14 protein-coding genes are annotated in these 18,143 nt (G+C 69.4%); 4 read left to right on the top strand and 10 right to left on the bottom strand.

From position 1 onward, the window contains the following. Positions 1-9: 9 nt before the first annotated feature. The 8 genes from ASD30_RS13320 to ASD30_RS13285 form a co-directional block, all read right to left on the bottom strand. On the bottom strand, positions 10-1,410 hold the full coding sequence (locus ASD30_RS13320) for a zinc-dependent metalloprotease family protein (RefSeq protein ID WP_056682060.1): 1,401 nt from the start codon (positions 1,408-1,410) through the stop codon (positions 10-12). Between the two features lie 139 nt (positions 1,411-1,549). Continuing rightward, a complete protein-coding gene (locus ASD30_RS13315; protein ID WP_056682057.1) occupies positions 1,550-3,367 on the bottom strand; it encodes a FlgD immunoglobulin-like domain containing protein in 1,818 nt (605 codons plus the stop codon). A gap of 165 nt (positions 3,368-3,532) precedes the next feature. Next, the gene (lexA, locus tag ASD30_RS13310; RefSeq protein WP_056682055.1) at positions 3,533-4,249 is read right to left on the bottom strand and encodes a transcriptional repressor LexA; all 717 of its coding nucleotides are present in this window, start codon (positions 4,247-4,249) and stop codon (positions 3,533-3,535) included. Between the two features lie 234 nt (positions 4,250-4,483). Next, on the bottom strand, positions 4,484-4,843 hold the full coding sequence (locus ASD30_RS13305) for a LysM peptidoglycan-binding domain-containing protein (RefSeq protein ID WP_056682052.1): 360 nt from the start codon (positions 4,841-4,843) through the stop codon (positions 4,484-4,486). 195 nt (positions 4,844-5,038) lie between these two features. After that, positions 5,039-6,121 (bottom strand): thrombospondin type 3 repeat-containing protein, encoded by a 1,083-nt coding sequence (locus tag ASD30_RS13300; RefSeq protein WP_056682049.1) that lies wholly within the window; start codon positions 6,119-6,121, stop codon positions 5,039-5,041. A 90-nt stretch (positions 6,122-6,211) separates the two neighbouring features. After that, positions 6,212-7,957, bottom strand: a complete 1,746-nt coding sequence (locus ASD30_RS13295; RefSeq protein WP_056682047.1) for an ABC transporter ATP-binding protein — start codon at positions 7,955-7,957, stop codon at positions 6,212-6,214. Beyond that, positions 7,954-9,660, bottom strand: a complete 1,707-nt coding sequence (locus ASD30_RS13290) for an ABC transporter ATP-binding protein (RefSeq protein WP_056682044.1) — start codon at positions 9,658-9,660, stop codon at positions 7,954-7,956. Before ASD30_RS13290 ends, ASD30_RS13295 begins: the two co-directional genes overlap by 4 nt. 78 nt (positions 9,661-9,738) lie before the next feature. Next, complete coding sequence (locus ASD30_RS13285) at positions 9,739-10,098, bottom strand: hypothetical protein (RefSeq protein ID WP_056682041.1); 360 nt, start codon at positions 10,096-10,098, stop codon at positions 9,739-9,741. Between the two features lie 266 nt (positions 10,099-10,364). Here ASD30_RS13285 and ASD30_RS13280 point away from each other — a divergent pair, with 266 nt between their 5' ends. The 3 genes from ASD30_RS13280 (at position 10,365) to ASD30_RS13270 (ending at position 15,261) form a co-directional block, all read left to right on the top strand. Further along, positions 10,365-11,438, top strand: a complete 1,074-nt coding sequence (locus ASD30_RS13280; protein WP_056682037.1) for a hypothetical protein — start codon at positions 10,365-10,367, stop codon at positions 11,436-11,438. 320 nt (positions 11,439-11,758) lie between these two features. Next, positions 11,759-12,238, top strand: a complete 480-nt coding sequence (gene nrdR, locus ASD30_RS13275) for a transcriptional regulator NrdR (RefSeq protein WP_056682035.1) — start codon at positions 11,759-11,761, stop codon at positions 12,236-12,238. A 140-nt stretch (positions 12,239-12,378) separates the two neighbouring features. Then, entirely contained in the window at positions 12,379-15,261 is a 2,883-nt protein-coding gene (locus ASD30_RS13270; RefSeq protein ID WP_056682032.1) for a vitamin B12-dependent ribonucleotide reductase, read from the top strand. Positions 15,262-15,355: 94 nt separating this feature from the next. Here ASD30_RS13270 and ASD30_RS13265 read toward each other — a convergent pair whose 3' ends face one another. Together ASD30_RS13265 and ASD30_RS13260 are read right to left on the bottom strand one after the other, a co-directional pair. Next, a complete protein-coding gene (locus ASD30_RS13265) occupies positions 15,356-15,622 on the bottom strand; it encodes a hypothetical protein (RefSeq protein WP_056682029.1) in 267 nt (88 codons plus the stop codon). Between the two features lie 28 nt (positions 15,623-15,650). Next, a complete protein-coding gene (locus ASD30_RS13260; protein ID WP_056682026.1) occupies positions 15,651-17,732 on the bottom strand; it encodes an elongation factor G-like protein EF-G2 in 2,082 nt (693 codons plus the stop codon). Positions 17,733-17,774: 42 nt separating this feature from the next. Between ASD30_RS13260 and ASD30_RS13255 the strand changes: the two genes are divergently transcribed. Beyond that, the gene (locus ASD30_RS13255) at positions 17,775-18,068 is read left to right on the top strand and encodes a Uma2 family endonuclease (protein WP_056682023.1); all 294 of its coding nucleotides are present in this window, start codon (positions 17,775-17,777) and stop codon (positions 18,066-18,068) included. Positions 18,069-18,143: the final 75 nt, after the last annotated feature.

Here is an 18,143-nt window from a genome sequence, read left to right as displayed (position 1 = left end):
AGACTCAGCTCAGCGCACGCCGCAACGCGAGCGGAACTTCACGCGGTAGTTGCCCAGGCTGCCGTAGTCGCTGTAGCCGGTGCTGCGCGGGTCGCGTGCCCCGACGCCGTCGACCCGCACGTAGTAGGTGCCGGCCGCCCGGGTCGCGAGGTAGGTCGCGTCGAGGCCGGTCGGCGAGCCCGAGGCCGCCGACAGCGGGTTGCGCCGCGCCAGCACCCGACCGCTGCGGTTGAGCAGGGTCAGCGACACGTCGAGGTTCGGGCTGTACGGCGCGTTGGCGACCTGGACGCTCAGCCGGGCGCGGCACGTCGTACGCAGGCGGAACACGTCGGTGTCGTTGCGCTTGCCGATCACTCCGGGTCGGGCGACACCGGCGCGCAGCACGGTGGCTCGGCTCAGCCGGTAGGCGTGGTCGTCCGCGCGGTACGGCGCCCCGTAGGCGCGCATCACGGAGAGGTCGTTCTCGCGTTCGGTGGCGCCGGTGTACTCGCCCCGGCTCCACTGGGTGAGCGGGCGCATCGAGGAGCCCATGATCGGGGCCCAGATGCCGTGGCCGGAGTAGTAGGCGTCGCCGTTCTTGCCGTCGTGGCTCAGCCCCAGGGTGTGCCCGGCCTCGTGGGCGACCACGAGGCCCATCTGCTGGGGACGGTTGTCGACCTCACGCGGGAAGACCCAGAAGACGCGGGCGTTGTTGGCCGCCGCGTAGGGGAAGACTCCGACGAACGCGACGCCGGCACAGCCCGGGCCACCGCAGACCTGGTTGCGGACCGTGGTCGAGCGGGTGATCACCGCGTGCACGCCGTACGTCGCATCGGCCGAGCCCGAGCGGGTCAGCGCACCCGCGTCCGGAAGCTCGGTGGTGACGTCGACCTGGAACGGCGCGTAGTCCTCCGCGGTCCGGCGCCACGTGCTCTGGATCGCCCGGAGCTCGCCGGCGCTGAACCCGGAACGGCCGTCGGTGTCGAAACCCGCGGCGTCGTAGCAGCGCGGACGCAGACCGTCGCTCCACTCGGAGTCGCAGACCTGCTCGCCGTTGAAGTCGAGGTAGATCGTGCGACGCGACCCGGGACGCGAGTGCAGCCGGAACGTCTGGGACAGCGGCGCCGAGGCGCGGGCCACCGGTTCGTTGCCGGCCTCTTCGCCGGAGCCCTCGAAGGTGTCGGCGTAGTAGAGCCGGTCGCCGGCGGTCAGTCGGGCGGCCGGGTCCTCGGTGAGCAGGCCCTTGACCTCCTCGGTCGCCTGCCCGGCCAGCCGCGCCGCGGTCGAGAGCTCGGAGTCGTCGACGCGCTGGCCGTCGGCCGAGGTGAACTCGTGGTCTCCGTCGGTGCTGCCCGTCGCTGGTACGGCGGCGAGGCCGCCCAGGGCGAGGGCGCACACGGCGGTCAGGGTCAGCGTTGTGGTCCGGAGCATTGGGCGATTCTCCCACGATTGATTTGCGGCACGCTGCGGGCGGTCGGGCCTCATTGCAAGACCTTGTAGAACACCTTGATGAGGAACTTCTTGACGTCGTAGCGGCCTCCAACCAAGGTCCTGTAGGAGGTCGCTGTGGTCAGCCCAGCACGTAATATTCGAGCGTGAGCCTGAACGACTTCACGTCGTACCGCTGGCCGTACCCCGTGCCGACAGCCCAGTAGACGTAGCCGTTGGCGTAACGCATGCGGTTGGTGTTGGCGGTGCCGCCGCTGTGCCAGGTCAATGACGACGAAAGTGCCCGTCGGGTCAGCGGCGCGCCGTCGGTGTTGTTGAGCATCCAGATGGTGCCGCGGTGGCCGGTCGACCGCTTGACCGCGCCGCCGTACGCCCTGATCGTCAGCCCGTGGTACTTGATGGCGTTGGGAATCCTGACGTCGTGCAGGGCGAGGGCCGTCCGGTCGTCGACGTTACTGCCGGAGCAGCGGGACATGCTGTAGTAGCCGATCGAACCGGTCATCCGGCGCAGCCCGGGCTTGCGCAGCGAGGAGCATCTGCCGGACCAGTTCAGGTGGAGGGAGGCCTGCGCAGAGATCGTGCGGTCCCAGGTCCTGCGGACAAGACGCTTCGTGGAGAGGACCACGGGTGCGCCGGTGAAGACGGAGGTGTTCCACGCCCGGTCGGTGAGCGTGATCCGGAATCGGTACGTGCCGGCAGGCGCTGTACGACCGTCTTGCCTGCGTCCGTCCCACCAGAAGCCCTGGTCGCCCAGACCGGGCATGGTGTCCACGACTGCGCCGTCCGCGTTCAGGACCTCGACCTTCGCGTCACTCACCTGGCCCTCGACCTTGGGCGTCAGGCCCACCTCGTCTCGATACTCGTCGTCGTACGGGTAGAAGGTGGCCCATTGCCGGACCAGGCTGGTGACCCGCGGCGGCGTCACGTCGATCTCGAACGACGTGAAGGTGTCGGCGGTGAACTCGTGGCCGTGGTCCACCGCCTGCGTGGTCACCCGGATGCGGTGCTGGCCGGTCGTGGGCGTGACGCCCGCCGCGATGGGGTCGATGGTGATCACGGCGTTGCCCTGGGTGTCGAGCTCGACGGGAATCGGCCCCGTCAGGGCCTCACCTCCGATGGTCTCGATCTGCCAGGTGGCGCTCTGGCCGGGCAGGCCCTCGGTGTCGAGGGTGACCTTGGCGGTGTCGAGGATTCCGTCGCCATTGGGGCTGAGGAGGCGGAGAGAGTCGGTGGTGAGGTGCATGGTGAGGCTGCGCCGTGCGGTCACGACCGCGCTGGTGTTCTCGGTGGCACACACCCCGTAGAACGTGGCGCTGGTGTCACGGATGCATCGGCGCACGACGAGCTCCCCCGAGACGACGTTGGCGTAGGGAGACGCGGTCAGCTGCCGTGGCTGGTCGCGAACCAGCGCCGGCCCTTGGGCCTGGTTCGCCCAGAGGAGGTTGAGCTCTCCCGGTCCGTCGTCGTGGACGGTCACGCTTGGCAGGGCCTCGGATCGGAGGTCGACGAAGACCGGTTCGGTAGGGGCGTCCCAGGTGACGGGGTTGGAGACGTCGAGGGTGGACGTGTCGGTCGGCGTGCTCAGGCAGGTGGACGGTGTGCTCGTGCCACAGGGCGCGACCGTGATGACCGTTCCGGCGTCGAGGCCGAAGCTCGGCAGGGTCCAGCGAGCCACGCCGTCGACCGGATCACCGTTCGTGTAGTCGGCGATCATCTGCTTCCTGGTCTGGGCCCCGGAGCGGAAGGTGACCATGGCGTTGTCAGTGCCGGTCAGTGCCACCTCGATCGACAGGTCGCCACTGACCTGGTCACCCGTGGTGGGCGTGATCAGGGTGGCGTTCAGGTCTTCCGCCTGGGCGGGGGCGCTGGTCAGGGCGACGAGTCCGCTGCCCACGACGCTGGCAGTGAGAAGGGTGGCGAAGAGGCGTGGTGCGCGCATGGTTCCCCCGAACACAAACGTGGCGGAGAGCTCCGCCGATCTGGATGTCCCGAGACCGGAACCGCGGACACCTTATGTCACTAAACGTGCGGTGTGCGACGAAATCACGAAAGGCGTCGTACGACGACCGCGCGGTCGGCGTACGACGCCTTTGTGGTGGCTGGTTCAGACGCGGCGCAGGACCGCGGTGACGATGCCGAGGATCGAGGCGTTGGTGCCGTCGATCGGGTCGTAGGCATCGTTGTGCGGCATCAGCCAGACCTGGCCGTCCTTGCGCTGCAGGGTCTTGACGGTGGCCTCGCCGTCGATGAGAGCGGCCACGATCTCGCCGTTGCGGGCGGTCTGCTCCTGGCGGACCACGACGTAGTCGCCGCTGCAGATGGCGGCGTCGATCATCGAGTCGCCGGAGACCTCGAGCATGAACAGGGTGCCCTCGCCCACCAGGGTCTTGGGCAGCGGGAAGATCTCCTCGACCCGCTCCTCGGCCAGGATCGGGCCACCAGCGGCGATGCGGCCCACCATCGGCACGTAGGTGGCGGCCGGCATGGCGTCACCGATGCCGGTCTCGTCAATGTGCGACTCGTCTGCCGCGCTGATCGAACGGCGCGCGGCGAGCACCTCGGGCAGGAACACCTCGAGGGCACGAGGACGGTTGGGGTCGCGCTTGATGAAGCCCTTGGCCTCGAGCACCTTGAGCTGGTGGGAGACCGAGGACGAGCTGGTCAACCCGACCACCTCGCCGATCTCGCGCATGCTCGGCGGGTAGCCGCGTCGCTCGAGGGAATCACGGATCGTGTTCAGGATGCGCTGCTGGCGGGGGGTGAGGCCCGTTGCGTCCGGGGGGCCGTCGGGGAACTCGGCGACGTTGTCCTTCGATGCCATCGGGGTGCCTTCCGCAGTGCTGTTCCTGGTGGGTTTTCAACGTAGCCCCAAAACCCGACGGCTTCAAACACCTGTTCGAACGTGTCGCAAAGGTTTTCGAGCAGTTTCTCGGGTCGGGTCTCGGGAGTTCGGGGAGCGCAAAGGGCGGGCCTCCGTGGTGGAGTCCCGCCCTTTGTCTTCCCCATCCGCAGGCCGGGGTCGAGGCGACCTGCGGAAATTCAGTGGCGTCCTGGCTCAGTCGAGCGGGACGTAGATCTGCTGGCCGGCGACCAGCATCGAGGAGTCGAGCGCGTTGAGCTGCTTGATGGTGTGCACCATGTCGCGCACCTCGCCGTCGTCGGCCACGTCGGCGGCGATCGCCCAGAGCGTGTCGCCGGGCTGGACCGTCACTGCGCGGGTCGGCTGGTCGACGCCGGCGTGGTTGGTGGCCATCGACGAGGTGCCGAGGAAGACCGCGGCGGCGAGCACGAAGAGCATCGCCGCGACGAAGACCACCAGTCGGCCGCGCTGCGTGAGGCGGACCTGGCTGCGAGCGCCTCGCTGGGCGGGACGCACAGGCGTCTGGATGGTGGGGCTCAGGGTCATCGTGCTCATCGGGACCTCCGGGGGAAGGGGGTGGTCTGTGTCAGACGAATGTCTACAGACGACCACCGACAACGGACTTCCGGAGCGGAGGATCGATCAGACGTTCGATCGAACACATGTACGACGGTAGAGCATGTGTTCGAACGAATCAAGAGAGCGGCCGAACAAATGTTCGACGTGTCGCGGGGCGGGTCAGGGAACCCGTCAGCGGACCCGGATCACCTTCGACTGGGCCTGCCGGCACAGTCCCTGGGTGAGGAATGTCGGCTTGATCAGCGCGTAGAACTTGCCGGGCTTGCGCTTGGCGCGGGGCAGCGTCCAGACGCCTCGGGTGGACGTGCGGGCCAGGCCCACTCGCGCCGAACGACCCGGCCCCATCACGCGCCGGAGCTCGACCACCTTGCGCGAGACGCAGGCGTTGACCGGCGAGCGCAGCACTCCCTTGAACTGCTTCACGCGGACGCCATACGCGATCGTCCCGGTGCGGGCCAACGGCGGGCAGCCGGTGTCGTTGTAGGCGGCGGCCAGCGGGCAGGCGTCGCCCTTCTCGTAGCCGTCGGAGTCGGCGTCGGGGTCGCACGGGTCGCCCATGCCGTTGTGGTTCATGTCGCGCTGGGTGGCATTGGCGTTGCTGGGGCAGTTGTCGTCGCCGTTGGCCACGCCGTCGCCGTCGATGTCGGGGTCGCACTCGTCGCCGAGGGCGTCGCGGTCGACGTTCGCCTGGTCGTAGTTGGCCGTCTCGGGACAGTTGTCCTTCGAGTTGGCCCTCGAGTCGTCGTCCCAGTCGCAGTCGTACACGACCTTCAGCGACCACGAGTCGACCGTGCCGGCGGGGCTGGACTGCAGGAACGGGGGAGTGTTGGTGACCGTCAGGGTCCAGGTGCCGTTGGCGTCGCCCGTGGGGCCGGAGACCTGCGAGCCGGAGGTGGCGGCGCCGGACGTGCCGTTCGGGGCCTTCAGGGTGACCTTGAGGTTGCTCGGGGCCGGGTGCGTTATCGCGAAGGTCGGTGTTGCGGAGATGACGCGTCCGGGCACGTCGGCCACCACGCCGACGGTGGCGTCCACGGACTTCGTCCCGAGAATCGGGGCAGCGGGGATCGCCATGCCCTGGCCGGTGCGCGTCACCGTGCAGGTCGCCTCGGTGGGCAGGTCGTCGAAGTCGCCGCTGGCCAGGTTCGACGACGGCGTCTGCACCACGGCAGCCGACGCGGACCCCACGACACCGACGACGCCGGAGATCACCACGGCCAGGACACAGGTGCGGGCAATGCTCGTGCGGACAGACATGTGGGGACCCCTCACGGTTCGACGACACCCTCCCGGCGCCCGGACAAGGCTAGGTCACCGGCCACCATCGGGTGAGCGGATTCCACGAACTCACTCCCCGGACCAGGCCGCCCAGAGCTCGGCGTACCTTCCCGCGGCAGCCAGCAGCTCTGGGTGCGATCCGGATTCGACGACCCGGCCCTCGTGCAGCACCAGCACCCGGTCCGCGGACTCCGACTGGGTGAGCCGGTGCGCCACGACCAACGCGCCGCGCCCCTCGGTCACCGCCAGTGCGGCCCGCTCAAGGTCTCGCGCGCCGGCGGAGCCGGCCTCAGCCGTGGCCTCGTCGAGTACGACGAACCAGGGGTCGGCCAACACGATCCGGGCCAGCGCCAGCTGCTGGGCCTGCGCAGGGGTGAGCGGGTGTCCGCCGTCGCCGACGACCGTGTCGAGTCCGTCGGGCATGGCGTCGACCCAGCCCAGTGCGGAGACGGCGGCCAGTGCCGAACGCACCGCCTCGTCACCCGCGGACGCGTCGACCAGGGTGACCGCCTCGCGCACGGTGCCGGAGAAGACGTGGACGTCCTGGCTGATCAGCGACACCTTCGAACGAAGGGCGTCGGGCGCGAGGTCGCCGTACGGAACACCGGCGAGGGAGACGGCGCCCGCCCCGGCGGGAAGTACGCCGGCGGCAATCGCACCGAGGGTGGTCTTGCCGGCTCCGGTGGCGCCGACGAGCGCGACCCGTTCACCCGGCGCGATGGTCAGCGTCACCTCGGAGAGGACCGGCCGGCCCTCGACGTACTCGTGGCAGACCGCGAGCAGCTCGAGCGGGCCGGGCGACGCGGGTGGCACGGCCGAGCCCGTGGGCGGTGGCTGCATCAGCGAGACGCCGGCCAGTCGGGCCAGCGAGGCGCCCGTGGACTGCACCTCGTCGAAGATAAACAGCAGCGCGCCGATCGGGTTGAACAGCCGGTGGAAGTAGAGCGCGGCAGCGGTCACCGCTCCGACGGTGACCTCGTCGGCCCGGACCAGCCAGAAGCCGGTGCCGAGCACCAGGCACAGGCCGATCAGCTCGGCGCGGTTCGACCGGGCGAAGAAGCGGGTCAGGAGCGCGAACACGGTCACGGTGATCTCGCGCGCGTCGTCGGAGCGCTTGGTGATCTCGTCGACGTGCGCGTCTTCCAGGGCGTAGGCGCGCAGGGTCGGCGCCCCCTGGAGCCCACTGACCAGCGCCTGGGCGCGCTCGCCCTGCGCGACGCGTTCGCGGGCGTAGAACGGGCCGGAACGCGGGAGGTACCACCGCAGCCCCATCACGTAGAACGGGATGGTCGCCAGGCCGGCGAGCCCGAGTCGCCAGTCGAGGGCGAACAGGCCGACAGCAGTGAAGCCGACCAGCACCAGCGAGTTGATCAGGGTCGGGATGATGTCGGTCAGCGAGTTCGCCACCGCCCGGGCGTCGTCACCGACGCGCGAGAGCAGGTCGCCCGTGCCGGCCGCCTCCACCCGCGCGGCGTCGAGGCCGAGTGCCTTGTCCAGCACCTCCTCGCGCAGCTCGGCCAGCGCCGGTTCGCCCGCGCGGGCCAGGAACGACACCGACGCCCACGTGGCGACCGCGCCGAGGACGGCAGCGGCGGCGATGATCACGGCGTAGCGGTTGATGTCGGATCCCGGGGCGTCCTCGCGGACCGCGTCGACGATCTGGCCGAGCATCCAGGGTGCGACGAGCGCGGCCAGCCCGGCGACCGCGAACGAGGCCGTGGCCAGGGCCAGGGCGACCGGGTGGCGGCGCATGAGCTGCCAGGCGAGGCGTGAGGTCTCCCGCCGGTCGGCAACGGGCAGGATGTCGCGGCTCATCGCAGCACCAGCTCCGCGTAGGCCGGGTCCCCGGCGAGGTCGTGGTGGGTTCCCTCGGCGACCACTCGGCCCTCGCGCACCAGCACCACGCGGTCGGCCTGGGCCAGGAGTGCGGGGCTGCTGGTGATCAGCCACGTCGTACGCCGGTCGGTGCCGCGGGCCTCGCGGATGCCTGCGGCGATGCGGTGCTCGGTGACCGCGTCGACCGCCGTGGTCGGGTCGTGCAGCACCAGCAGCGGTGCGTCGACGGCGAGGGCCCGCGCCAGCGCGACGCGTTGGCGTTGCCCGCCCGACCACGTGCTGCCGTCGACGCTGACCGGTTGGTCGACGCCCTCGGGCGAGAGCGCCACGACGTCGGACGCCGACGAGGCCGCGAGCAGGACCGCCAGGGCGTCGTCGTCGAGGCGGTCGAGGGGATCCACGTTGCTGCGCAGGGTTCCCTCGAAGAGGTCGACGTGGTGCGGGCTGACCAGCATCCGCGATCGCCGGGCTGTGGTGGCCAGCTCGGAGAGCGCGACACCGTCGAGCGAGACCTCGCCCTCCTTCGCTGTGACGTCGCCGGCCAACAGGCGCACGAGCGCGCCGGCAGTGGTCGGGTCCTCCACGGCCAGGCCGAGGATCTCGCCGGGACGCGACGCGAGGTCGAGGCCGTCCAGTCCCTCGCCACGAACGCCGCGCAGCACCAGGTCGCCGCCGGGCAACGGGGTCGCGTCGCCGGCCGCGACCAGCGGTGGGGTCTGCAGGTAGGTCACGATGCGCCGTGCGGACGCGTGGGCACGTGCTGTGTGGGCGCTGATGTCGCCGAGCATGCCGAGCGGTTCGGCGAGGTACTGCGTCAGTCCGACGACGGCGACGAGCTCACCGATCGTGATGTCGCCCGACAGTGCCCGGTGCCCGGCGACCAGGGCGACCACCGCGAGGAAGAGTCCGCTCAGGCCGGCGGTCAGGCCCGACATCAGGCCGTACGTCGACGTGCTGGCGATGCTCGCCGTACGCGCCTTCTGGCTGAGCGCTCGATAGCGCGATCCGGCGACCGACTCGGCACCGATGCCCTTGAGCACGCGCAGGCCGCGGATCAGGTCGGTGGCCACGCCGGTCGCCTCGGCGATCGTCTGCTGCTGGTGCTCGGTGCGTCGTGAGATCGCCGGGGTGACGACCTGGGTCAGCGCCAGGACCAGGGGAACGCCGATCACGACCACCAGCCCGAGCACCAGGTCGATGCTGAACAGCAGCACGGCGGCCACGATGACCGACAGGGTCGCCGCGATCGTGAACCCGACCGAGCGCAGCATGAAGCCGACCATCTCGGCGTCGGCGGTGGCCAGCGACAGGGTCTCGCCGGGCAGCAGCTTGCTGCGGGCTCCGCGCGGGTTCAGGGCATGGCGTGCGATCTCGACCCGGATCTCGTGCATCTCCCGTTGCACCACGGCGAAGGCGATGCGGGCGCCGAAGCGGTAGGCGTAGCTGAGCACGGCGAACAGCACGATCAGGCCTGCGCCGGTGACGACGAGGCCGCGGACACTCGAGGTGGCCACCGCGCGGTCGATGATCACGCCGATCATCACCGGGACCAGGGTCTCGCACAGCTGCCACAGGCTGAGCAGGGCGAACCCGGCGGCCAGTCGGCCCCGGTTGCGGCGGAGCCCGCGCAGCAGGAGGCCCCAGGCCGTTGTCGGGGAAGGCGATGACGACGGCGGGACCATGAAGTTAGGTTAACCTAACTAAGTCCGGTCGCTGCAGCGGGTGCTGGTCCTCGCGCAGCTGCGCTGCCGACCACCTGCTCAGCGAGCGGCGCGCTTGCCGCCCTGGTGGCGAGGTGCCGGAATCGTCGGCAGCTGCGCCGTGTCCTCGTCGGTCAGCCCGCCGGGAGAGATGCGTGGCGGCAGGTCGACGTACGACGTGATGGTCGGTTCGTCGGCGAGCGGCGCCGGGTCGCTGACGATGCCGGCCGCACGCAGCAGGCGCCCGACCAGGATCATGCCGGTGAACAGGCACGCCGCAGCGCCCAGGCAGGCCAGTCCGAGGAAGGCCCAGGCCTGCGACTCTCCACCGCGCGCTTCGGAGCCGAAGTCGATGGCGGCGTAGACCAGATAGCCCCACGCGACGACGCAGAGCGTGATCGCGAGGCTGAGCAGGAGCACGCGTTTGTTCGGGAGTGACCGTTTCTTTGGCCCCCGCCGTGATCCCGCGCGCTTTCCTGCTGCACCCACGCGGGCCATTCTGACAGGCGTGCCAACTGCAGGTGACCGGTTCGCGTCAGATGTGCTCGGGACCACGTCGGTCGCTGAAGGGAATTCGGCGGAATCCGCGTGATTTCCTGCAGTGATCGACGTGCGGCGTCGAGCTCTGTCCACAGGCAGCCCGACAGCCGGTTGCCGGGCACGGTCGGTCCGGGAACGCTCGACGGATGGAAGCTGCAGAGTGGGGCCACCTGGTGCAGGTGCAGTCAGGGGTGATCTCGCGTCGTCAGGTGATCGCCCGCGGAGGCACCGACAACGACCTCACTCGCATGGTGCGGCGCCGGGACTGGTTCCGTGTGCTGGACGGTGTCTACGTCAACCACAACGGTCCGCTCTCGTGGGAGCAATGCGCATGGGTCGCAGTCCTCTACCACTGGCCGGCAGCGTTGGCGGGGGAGTCGGCGTTGATCGCCCACGGGTTGAGGGTGCCGCGGTTCCTGGCGCGGGTGCCGCCCGGTGCGCCGGGCGTGCCTGCCCCGGGCGGCTCGAGCGGCCAGCCCTGGCCACAAGGTCCGCCCATCGAGGTCGCGGTCGACGCCACCCGCTCCCCGGATCGGAAGCCCGGCATCAGGCTGCACCGCATCGTCGGCTTCGAGGATGCGGCGCTGATGGCAAAGAGCCCACCACGAGTCAGGGTGGAGCACGCCGTGCTTGACGTGGCCGCCCGCGCTCCCGACGAGACCGGCGCCGTCGCTGTCCTCTCGGACTCGGTCCAGTCGCGCCGTACGACGCCCGGGCGTCTGCTCGACGCCCTCGAGGGGCGGCCCAGGCTGAGGCACCGGAAGTTCCTGAGGCGCCTGCTGGCCGACATCGCGACTGGGGCATGGTCCGTGCTCGAGCACCGCTACCTGGTCGAAGTGGAGCGCCGCCACCGACTGCCGACGGCGAAACGTCAAGGCCGGGAGCGACGTACGTCGGGAGTCGTGTTCCGCGACGTCGACTACCCGGAGTACGGCGTGCTCGTCGAGCTCGACGGACGTCTCGGGCACGAGTGGAGCGACGACGGGTGTCGCGATCTCGACCGCGACATTGACGCGCTCACGGATCCGCGGGTCACCGTCCGCGCGCGATGGCGTCAGGTGCTGACCCCGTGTCGACTGGCGGCGGCACTGGCGCGGATCCTGTGGTCGCGGGGCTGGACCGGTGTTCCCAGCTCGTGTGGGCCCAGATGTGCGGTCGGAGCGGTGCTGCGGAGTGGAGGTCAGGGCAACGCTGAAGGGAATTCGGCGGATTCCGCGTGATGTCCTGCAGTGACGGACCGGCCTCCACCGGCTGTGACGCCTGTGACTCGAGTGGTCCAGACAGCCGTGTCGCGGCGCCGTTTCGGCTCTGACCTGCGGTTATGCCGAGGTGTCGAAATTGATCAGGGGCGGGGCTTGCATCGGTTCCGTGACCGACGTACGGTTACCACTACATCTAGTAGTTACACCGTTGTGGTTTTCCACATCTAGTCCACAGGGGCCGGGTGCTGAACCCACATGTGACCGCAAGTTGTCCACAGGAAACGACTCGTCATCCACAACGTCGAGTCGATCATGACGCGTGAAGGAGGCTGCCAGACATGCACTGCCCGTACTGCCGCAGCACCGACACCCGCGTGCTCGACTCCCGCGTCGCCGACGACGGCGGCTCGATCCGCCGCCGCCGCACCTGCCCGTCGTGCAACAAGCGGTTCAGCACGGTCGAGCAGATGCAGTTGACCGTGCTCAAGCGCAGTGGCGCGACCGAGCCGTTCACCCGCGACAAGGCGATCAGTGGTGCCCGCAAGGCCTGCAAGGGTCGACCGGTCACCGAGGACCAGCTGGCCTGTCTGGGCCAGGCGGTCGAAGACGCGCTCCGCACCGAGGGGTGGGCCGAAGTGCCCGCCAACGAGGTCGGCCTCGCCATCCTGGGCCCGCTGCGCGAGCTCGACGAGGTGGCCTACCTGCGGTTCGCGAGCGTCTACCGGGCCTTCGAGTCCGCCGACGACTTCGAGGCCGAGATCGCCATGCTTCGCGCGGAGCGTCCAGCCTCCGCGTCGGAGCCCCAGCCCACGGGCTGACCAAGAACCGCCCGGCACGTAGTGGGGAAGCTGCGTGCCGGGCGCACCTTCACGAGAAGCGCAGACTTCGGAAACACCAGTCACATCTGCACCATCAGCACCATCAGAAGACACCAGCCGGAGTTCGGGAAAGAGGAGACATGACGGAGACGGTCAGCGGCGGAACTGCAAAGAAGCAGACTGACGCTACGGGGAACGGCAGCAAGGGGCTGAAGATCGAGCGGGTCTTCAGCACCGAGGGCGTGCACCCCTACGACGAGCTCAACTGGGAGCGGCGCGACGTCGTACAGACGAACTGGAAGACCGGCGAGACGGTCTTCGAGCAGCGCGGTGTCGAGTACCCCGACTTCTGGAGCGTCAACGCCTCCACGATCGTCACCACCAAGTACTTCCGCGGCGCCGTCGGCACCGACGCGCGTGAGTGGAGCCTCAAGCAGCTCATCGACCGCGTCGTGAACACCTACACCGACGCCGGCCAGGAGCACGGCTACTTCGAGACCGAGGCCGACGCCGAGCTCTTCGAGCACGAGCTGACCTGGCTGCTGGTGCACCAGTACTTCTCGTTCAACTCCCCGGTCTGGTTCAACGTCGGTACGCCGAGCCCGCAGCAGGTCTCCGCCTGCTTCATCCTCTCCGTGGATGACTCGATGGACTCAATCCTCAACTGGTACAAGGAAGAGGGCTTCATCTTCAAGGGCGGCTCCGGCGCCGGCCTGAACCTCTCCCGCATCCGTTCGTCGAAGGAACTCCTCTCCTCCGGCGGTACGGCGTCCGGCCCGGTCTCGTTCATGCGCGGCGCCGACGCCTCGGCCGGCACCATCAAGTCGGGCGGCGCCACGCGTCGTGCGGCCAAGATGGTCGTGCTCGACGTCGACCACCCCGACATCGAGGAGTTCGTCGAGACCAAGATGAACGAGGAGCACAAGATCCGTGCCCTTCGTGACGCCGGGTTCGACATGGACCTCGGCGGCAAGGACATCACCTCCGTCCAGTACCAGAACGCCAACAACTCGGTGCGCGTCACCGACGAGTTCATGCGCGCGGTCGAGGACGGCACCGAGTTCGGCCTGAAGTCCCGCGGCACCGGCGAGGTCATCGAGTCCGTCGACGCCCGTGGCCTGTTCCGCAAGATCTCCGAGGCCGCCTGGTCCTGCGCCGACCCGGGTCTCCAGTACGACGACACGATCAACGACTGGCACACCAACCCCGAGACCGGCCGCATCACCGCGTCCAACCCGTGCTCGGAATACATGTCGCTCGACAACTCGTCGTGCAACCTGGCCTCGCTGAACCTGCTGAAGTTCCTCCGCGACGACGACACCTTCGACGGTGAGCTCTTCGCGAAGGCCGTCGAGTTCATCATCACCGCGATGGACATCTCGATCTGCTTCGCCGACTTCCCGACGGAGCCGATCGGCGAGACCACCCGCAACTACCGCCAGCTCGGCATCGGCTACGCCAACCTCGGCGCCCTGCTGATGGCGATGGGTCTCGGCTACGACTCCGACGGCGGTCGCTCGATGGCTGCCGCGATCACGTCGCTGATGACCGGCACGTCGTACAAGCGCTCGGCCGAGCTGGCCGGCATCGTCGGCCCCTACGCCGGCTACGCCCGCAACTCCGACGCGCACAAGCGGGTCATGCGCAAGCACCAGGCCGCCAACGACACGGTGCGCACCCTGCACACCGAGGACCTCGCGGTGCACAAGCTGGCCACCCAGGCGTGGGCCGACGTGCTCGCCACCGGTGAGGCCAACGGCTTCCGCAACGCGCAGGCCTCGGTGCTCGCACCGACCGGAACCATCGGCTTCATGATGGACTGCGACACCACCGGCATCGAGCCCGACTTCTCGCTGGTCAAGTTCAAGAAGCTCGTCGGCGGCGGCTCGATGCAGATCGTCAACCAGACGATCCCGCGGGCGCTGAAGAAGCTCGGCTACCAGCCGGAGCAGATCGAGGCGATCGTGGCTCACATCGCCGAGCACGGTCACGTGATCGACGCGCCCGGTCTCCGTCAGGAGCACTACGAGGTCTTCGACTGCGCGATGGGTGCCCGGTCACTCAAGCCGATGGGCCACGTGCGCATGATGGCCGCCGCTCAGCCGTTCCTTTCGGGCGCAATCTCGAAGACCGTGAACCTCCCGGAGAGCGCCACGATCGAGGACGTCGAGGACGTCTACCTGCAGTCCTGGAAGCTCGGTCTCAAGGCGACCGCGATCTACCGCGACAACGCGAAGGTCGGCCAGCCACTGTCCGAGGGCAAGGGTGAGAACAAGGGCAAGGACTCCAACGCCGCGACCGAGGTTGTCGAGAAGGTCGTGGAGAAGGTCGTCTACGCCCCGACCCGCAAGCGCCTGCCGAAGTCGCGCGTCTCGCGCACCACGTCGTTCACCGTCGGCGGTGCCGAGGGCTACATGACCTCGGGTGCCCACGACGACGGCGAGCTCGGCGAGGTCTTCCTCAAGCTGGGCAAGCAGGGCTCGACCCTGGCCGGCGTGATGGACGCGTTCTCGATCGCCGTGTCGATCGGCCTGCAGTACGGCGTCCCGCTCGAGACCTACGTCTCGAAGTTCACCAACCTGCGCTTCGAGCCGGCCGGCATGACCGACGACCCCGACGTGCGGATGGCGCAGTCGATCATGGACTACATCTTCCGTCGCCTGGCCCTGGACTACCTGTCCTTCGAGGACCGCTCCGCGCTCGGCATCTACTCCGCCGATGAGCGTCAGCGTCACCTCGAGACGGGGTCCTACGAGCCGGCCGAGGAGACCGGCTCCGCCGGCGAGCTCGTCACCGACTCGGTGGTCGAGACCTCTGCCTCGGTGGTCGAGCCTGTCGAGACCCCGATCGAGGCGACCGTGGTCGAGGCCCCCCAGGGTGCGCACACGACCGCCGAGCTCCTCGAGAAGATCAGCGGTACGGCGATCGACAGCCCGCTCTGCTTCACCTGCGGCACCAAGATGCGTCCCGCCGGCTCGTGCCACGTGTGCGAGGGCTGCGGAAGCACCTCCGGCTGCAGCTGATCGACTGAACGACTGAACGGGCTCGACACCTCCGGGTGTCGGGCCCGTTCGCATTGTCGGTGGGGAGTGGGTCAGTCGATCGGCTGACTCATCGTTAAGCCCGGTCGCCGCCTGACGTGGTGCGGCTCCGCAACCAGGACGTGGTGCCGGGTGCCATCCCGCGCGACTTCGGCGTCTGGTGCACAGGAGACACGATGAGCGACGCCTCCTGGGGCAGTGCCCACTTCAGGGCGTGATAGACGACCGAGAGCGTCTCGGCACTCTCCAGGAGCAGCAGGCCGGGAGCGATCGGTCGCGCTTCGTGCCACGGTCCGGCCAGGTCCTCGGGAGCCTCCGAGGTCCAGGCGAGGTACACATTCATGCCTCCATCCTGCACGGCGCAGCGACCCTCACGTGCGGGGTGTGACGTCGCGGGCGTGCTCCTCGGCCATCGGTTCGTGGTGCGCGAAGGTGCGGGTGAAGCTGCCGGTGCCGTGGGTGGTCGACCGCAGCTCGATCGCGTAGCGGGCCAGCTCGCGCTGCGGCACCAGTGCCCGGATCAGGGTGCCGTCGTCGCCCACCTTGTCCGTGCCCAGCACCCGGCCGTGACGTGCGGAGAGGTCGCTCATCACGGCGCCCACGAAGTCATCCGGTACCGAGACCGAGACCTCGTCGTACGGCTCCAGCATGGCGACCCGGCCGTCCTCGGCGGCCTCACGCAGGGCCAGCGCGCCGGCGCTCTGGAACGCCGCGTCGGACGAGTCGACGCTGTGCGACTTCCCGTCGGTGAGCGTCACCCGCAGCCCCACCACCGGATAACCGTTGCGTACGCCGCGCTCCATCTGCGCCCGGACGCCCTTCTCGACGCTGCTGATGAACTGGCGGGGTACGGCGCCCCCGACGACCTTGTCGACGAACTCGAAGCCCACAGGCTCCGGCAACGGCTCCACCTCGATGTCGCAGATGGCGTACTGCCCGTGGCCTCCGGACTGCTTGACGTGGCGACCGTGACCCTTGGCAGCGACGGTGAACGCCTCACGCAGCGGCACGACCAGGTCACGCTGCTCGACGGTGACGCCGAAGCGCCTCTGCAGCCGGTCGAGGGCCGCGTCGGCGTGCGCCTCGCCCAGCACCCACAGCACCAGCTGCCGGGTCTCGGTGTTGTTCTCGACCTTCAGCGACGGGTCCTCGGCGGCCAGCCGGGCCAGGGCCGCGGGGAGCTTGTCCTCGTCGGACTTCGTGGCTGCCTCGATCGCCACCGGCAGCAGGGGTTCGGGAAGCTGCCAGGGCTCGAGGACCCGCGGCTGTTCCACGGACGACAGCGTGTCTCCGGTCTCTGCGCTGGTGAGCCGGCCGATCGCGGCGATGTCGCCGGCCACCACCTTGCGGGCGGTGACCAGCTGTTTGCCGAAGGGGTAGGACAGCCCTCCGATCCGCTCGTCGTCGTCATGGTCGGCGTGGCTGGTCGCAGACCCGAAGAACGACGAGAAGTGCCCGGAGACGTGCACGTCGGCGTCGGCGTCGAACGATCCGGAGAACACCCGGATCAGGCTGACCCGGCCCAGGTAGGGGTCGCTGGTCGTCTTGATCACCTCGGCGACCAGTGGGGCCGACGGGTCACAGGTCAGGGCGTCCGCCTTCTTGCCGGCCGGCGTGAACACCTCGCGGGCAGGGTGCTCGGCGGGGGAGGGGAACGCACGCACGCACAGGTCGAGCAGCTCGCGCAGGCCGACGTTGTTCGTCGCGCCGACTGGAATGACCGGAAAGAGCGCGGCCCTGGCCACCGCCTTCTCGAGGTCGGCGACCAGCAGGTCCTCGTCGATCTTCTCGCCGGCGAGGTAGCGGTCCATCAGCGACTCGTCCTCGGACTCCTCGATCACGCCCTCGATGAGCTCCCCGCGCAGCTGCTGGGCCCGGTCGTCGTCCGTGTCGCCCGAGATGAGCCCGACCAGCCGGTCACCCTTCTGGAGGTGGACCGGGAGGACCTTGTCGCCGAAGGCCTGCTGCGCCGCGCGTACGACGGCGTCCACGTCGGCGCGGGCGTGGTCCAGCTTGGTGACGACGAGGGCGCGGGGCATGCCGACCCGGTCGCACTCGCGCCACAGCTGCACCGTGCCGCGGTCGACCTGCTCGTTCGCCGCGACGACGAACAGTGCACTGTCGGCGGCACGGAGTCCCGCGAGCAGCTCACCCACGAAATCGGCGTAGCCGGGGGTGTCGAGGAAGTTGAGCTTCGCGCCGTCGTACAGCACCGGCGTCACGGCGAGCGACATCGAACGTCCGTGCTCGTGCTCGCCCTCCTCGAAGTCGGAGACCGTGGTGCCGTCCTCGACCGTGCCCACCCGGGTGATCGCACCGGCTTCCTTCAGCAGCCCTTCCAGCAGGGTGGTCTTGCCCGCCGAGGAGGGCCCGACCAGGACGACGTTGCGGATCCGGTCGGGTGCGGGCGGGTCCAGTGGTCGGGAGTCCTTGTGCGGCTGCCGCTCGGCCATGCCTCCCACGAAACTCCAGATGGGTGCCGGGCACAAGGCCCTGTGGACGAGCTCATCGACGGAGCGCTGCTCGTGACGCCTGCGCCGAGTGTTCGCCACCAGATCGTCAGCGGCGAGCTGTACGCCGTGCTGCGTGCCGCCTGCCCGGCTCACCTTCGAGTGCTCACGGCGCCGCTCGACGTCGTGCTGACCCAGAGCACGGGCGTGCAGCCCGACCTGCTGGTGGCCGCTCGCGAGGACTTCACGGAGAAGAACCTGCCGGCCGCGGGCGACGAGTCGTGGACCGCGCAGTCGCCGTACGGCGACACCGTCGTGCCGAGCGCCCTGCTCGCCTGACGACCCGCGCCGTCCTGAGCGGTCATCCACAGGCGCGGCGGACGGCCGTGCGGACGTGGGTCCGGGGCCGTACCG

The organism is Nocardioides sp. Root140, from assembly GCF_001426745.1.
GTDB lineage: Bacteria > Actinomycetota > Actinomycetes > Propionibacteriales > Nocardioidaceae > Nocardioides.
Note: the sequence above shows the minus strand (reverse complement) of the source record. Positions and strands in the feature narration are given on the sequence as shown.

Excerpts from the sequence above, each read along its gene's own strand:
- ASD30_RS13290 (WP_056682044.1), bottom strand. The coding sequence starts at position 9,660 with ATGGTCCCGCCGTCGTCATCGCCTTCCCCGACAACGGCCTGGGGCCTC.
- ASD30_RS13260 (WP_056682026.1), bottom strand. The coding sequence starts at position 17,732 with ATGGCCGAGCGGCAGCCGCACAAGGACTCCCGACCACTGGACCCGCCC.
- nrdR (WP_056682035.1), top strand. The coding sequence starts at position 11,759 with ATGCACTGCCCGTACTGCCGCAGCACCGACACCCGCGTGCTCGACTCC.
- ASD30_RS13305 (WP_056682052.1), bottom strand. The coding sequence starts at position 4,843 with ATGAGCACGATGACCCTGAGCCCCACCATCCAGACGCCTGTGCGTCCC.
- ASD30_RS13280 (WP_056682037.1), top strand. The coding sequence starts at position 10,365 with ATGGAAGCTGCAGAGTGGGGCCACCTGGTGCAGGTGCAGTCAGGGGTG.
- ASD30_RS13265 (WP_056682029.1), bottom strand. The coding sequence starts at position 15,622 with ATGAATGTGTACCTCGCCTGGACCTCGGAGGCTCCCGAGGACCTGGCC.
- ASD30_RS13315 (WP_056682057.1), bottom strand. The coding sequence starts at position 3,367 with ATGCGCGCACCACGCCTCTTCGCCACCCTTCTCACTGCCAGCGTCGTG.
- ASD30_RS13300 (WP_056682049.1), bottom strand. The coding sequence starts at position 6,121 with ATGTCTGTCCGCACGAGCATTGCCCGCACCTGTGTCCTGGCCGTGGTG.
- ASD30_RS13270 (WP_056682032.1), top strand. The coding sequence starts at position 12,379 with ATGACGGAGACGGTCAGCGGCGGAACTGCAAAGAAGCAGACTGACGCT.
- lexA (WP_056682055.1), bottom strand. The coding sequence starts at position 4,249 with ATGGCATCGAAGGACAACGTCGCCGAGTTCCCCGACGGCCCCCCGGAC.
- ASD30_RS13320 (WP_056682060.1), bottom strand. The coding sequence starts at position 1,410 with ATGCTCCGGACCACAACGCTGACCCTGACCGCCGTGTGCGCCCTCGCC.
- ASD30_RS13295 (WP_056682047.1), bottom strand. The coding sequence starts at position 7,957 with ATGAGCCGCGACATCCTGCCCGTTGCCGACCGGCGGGAGACCTCACGC.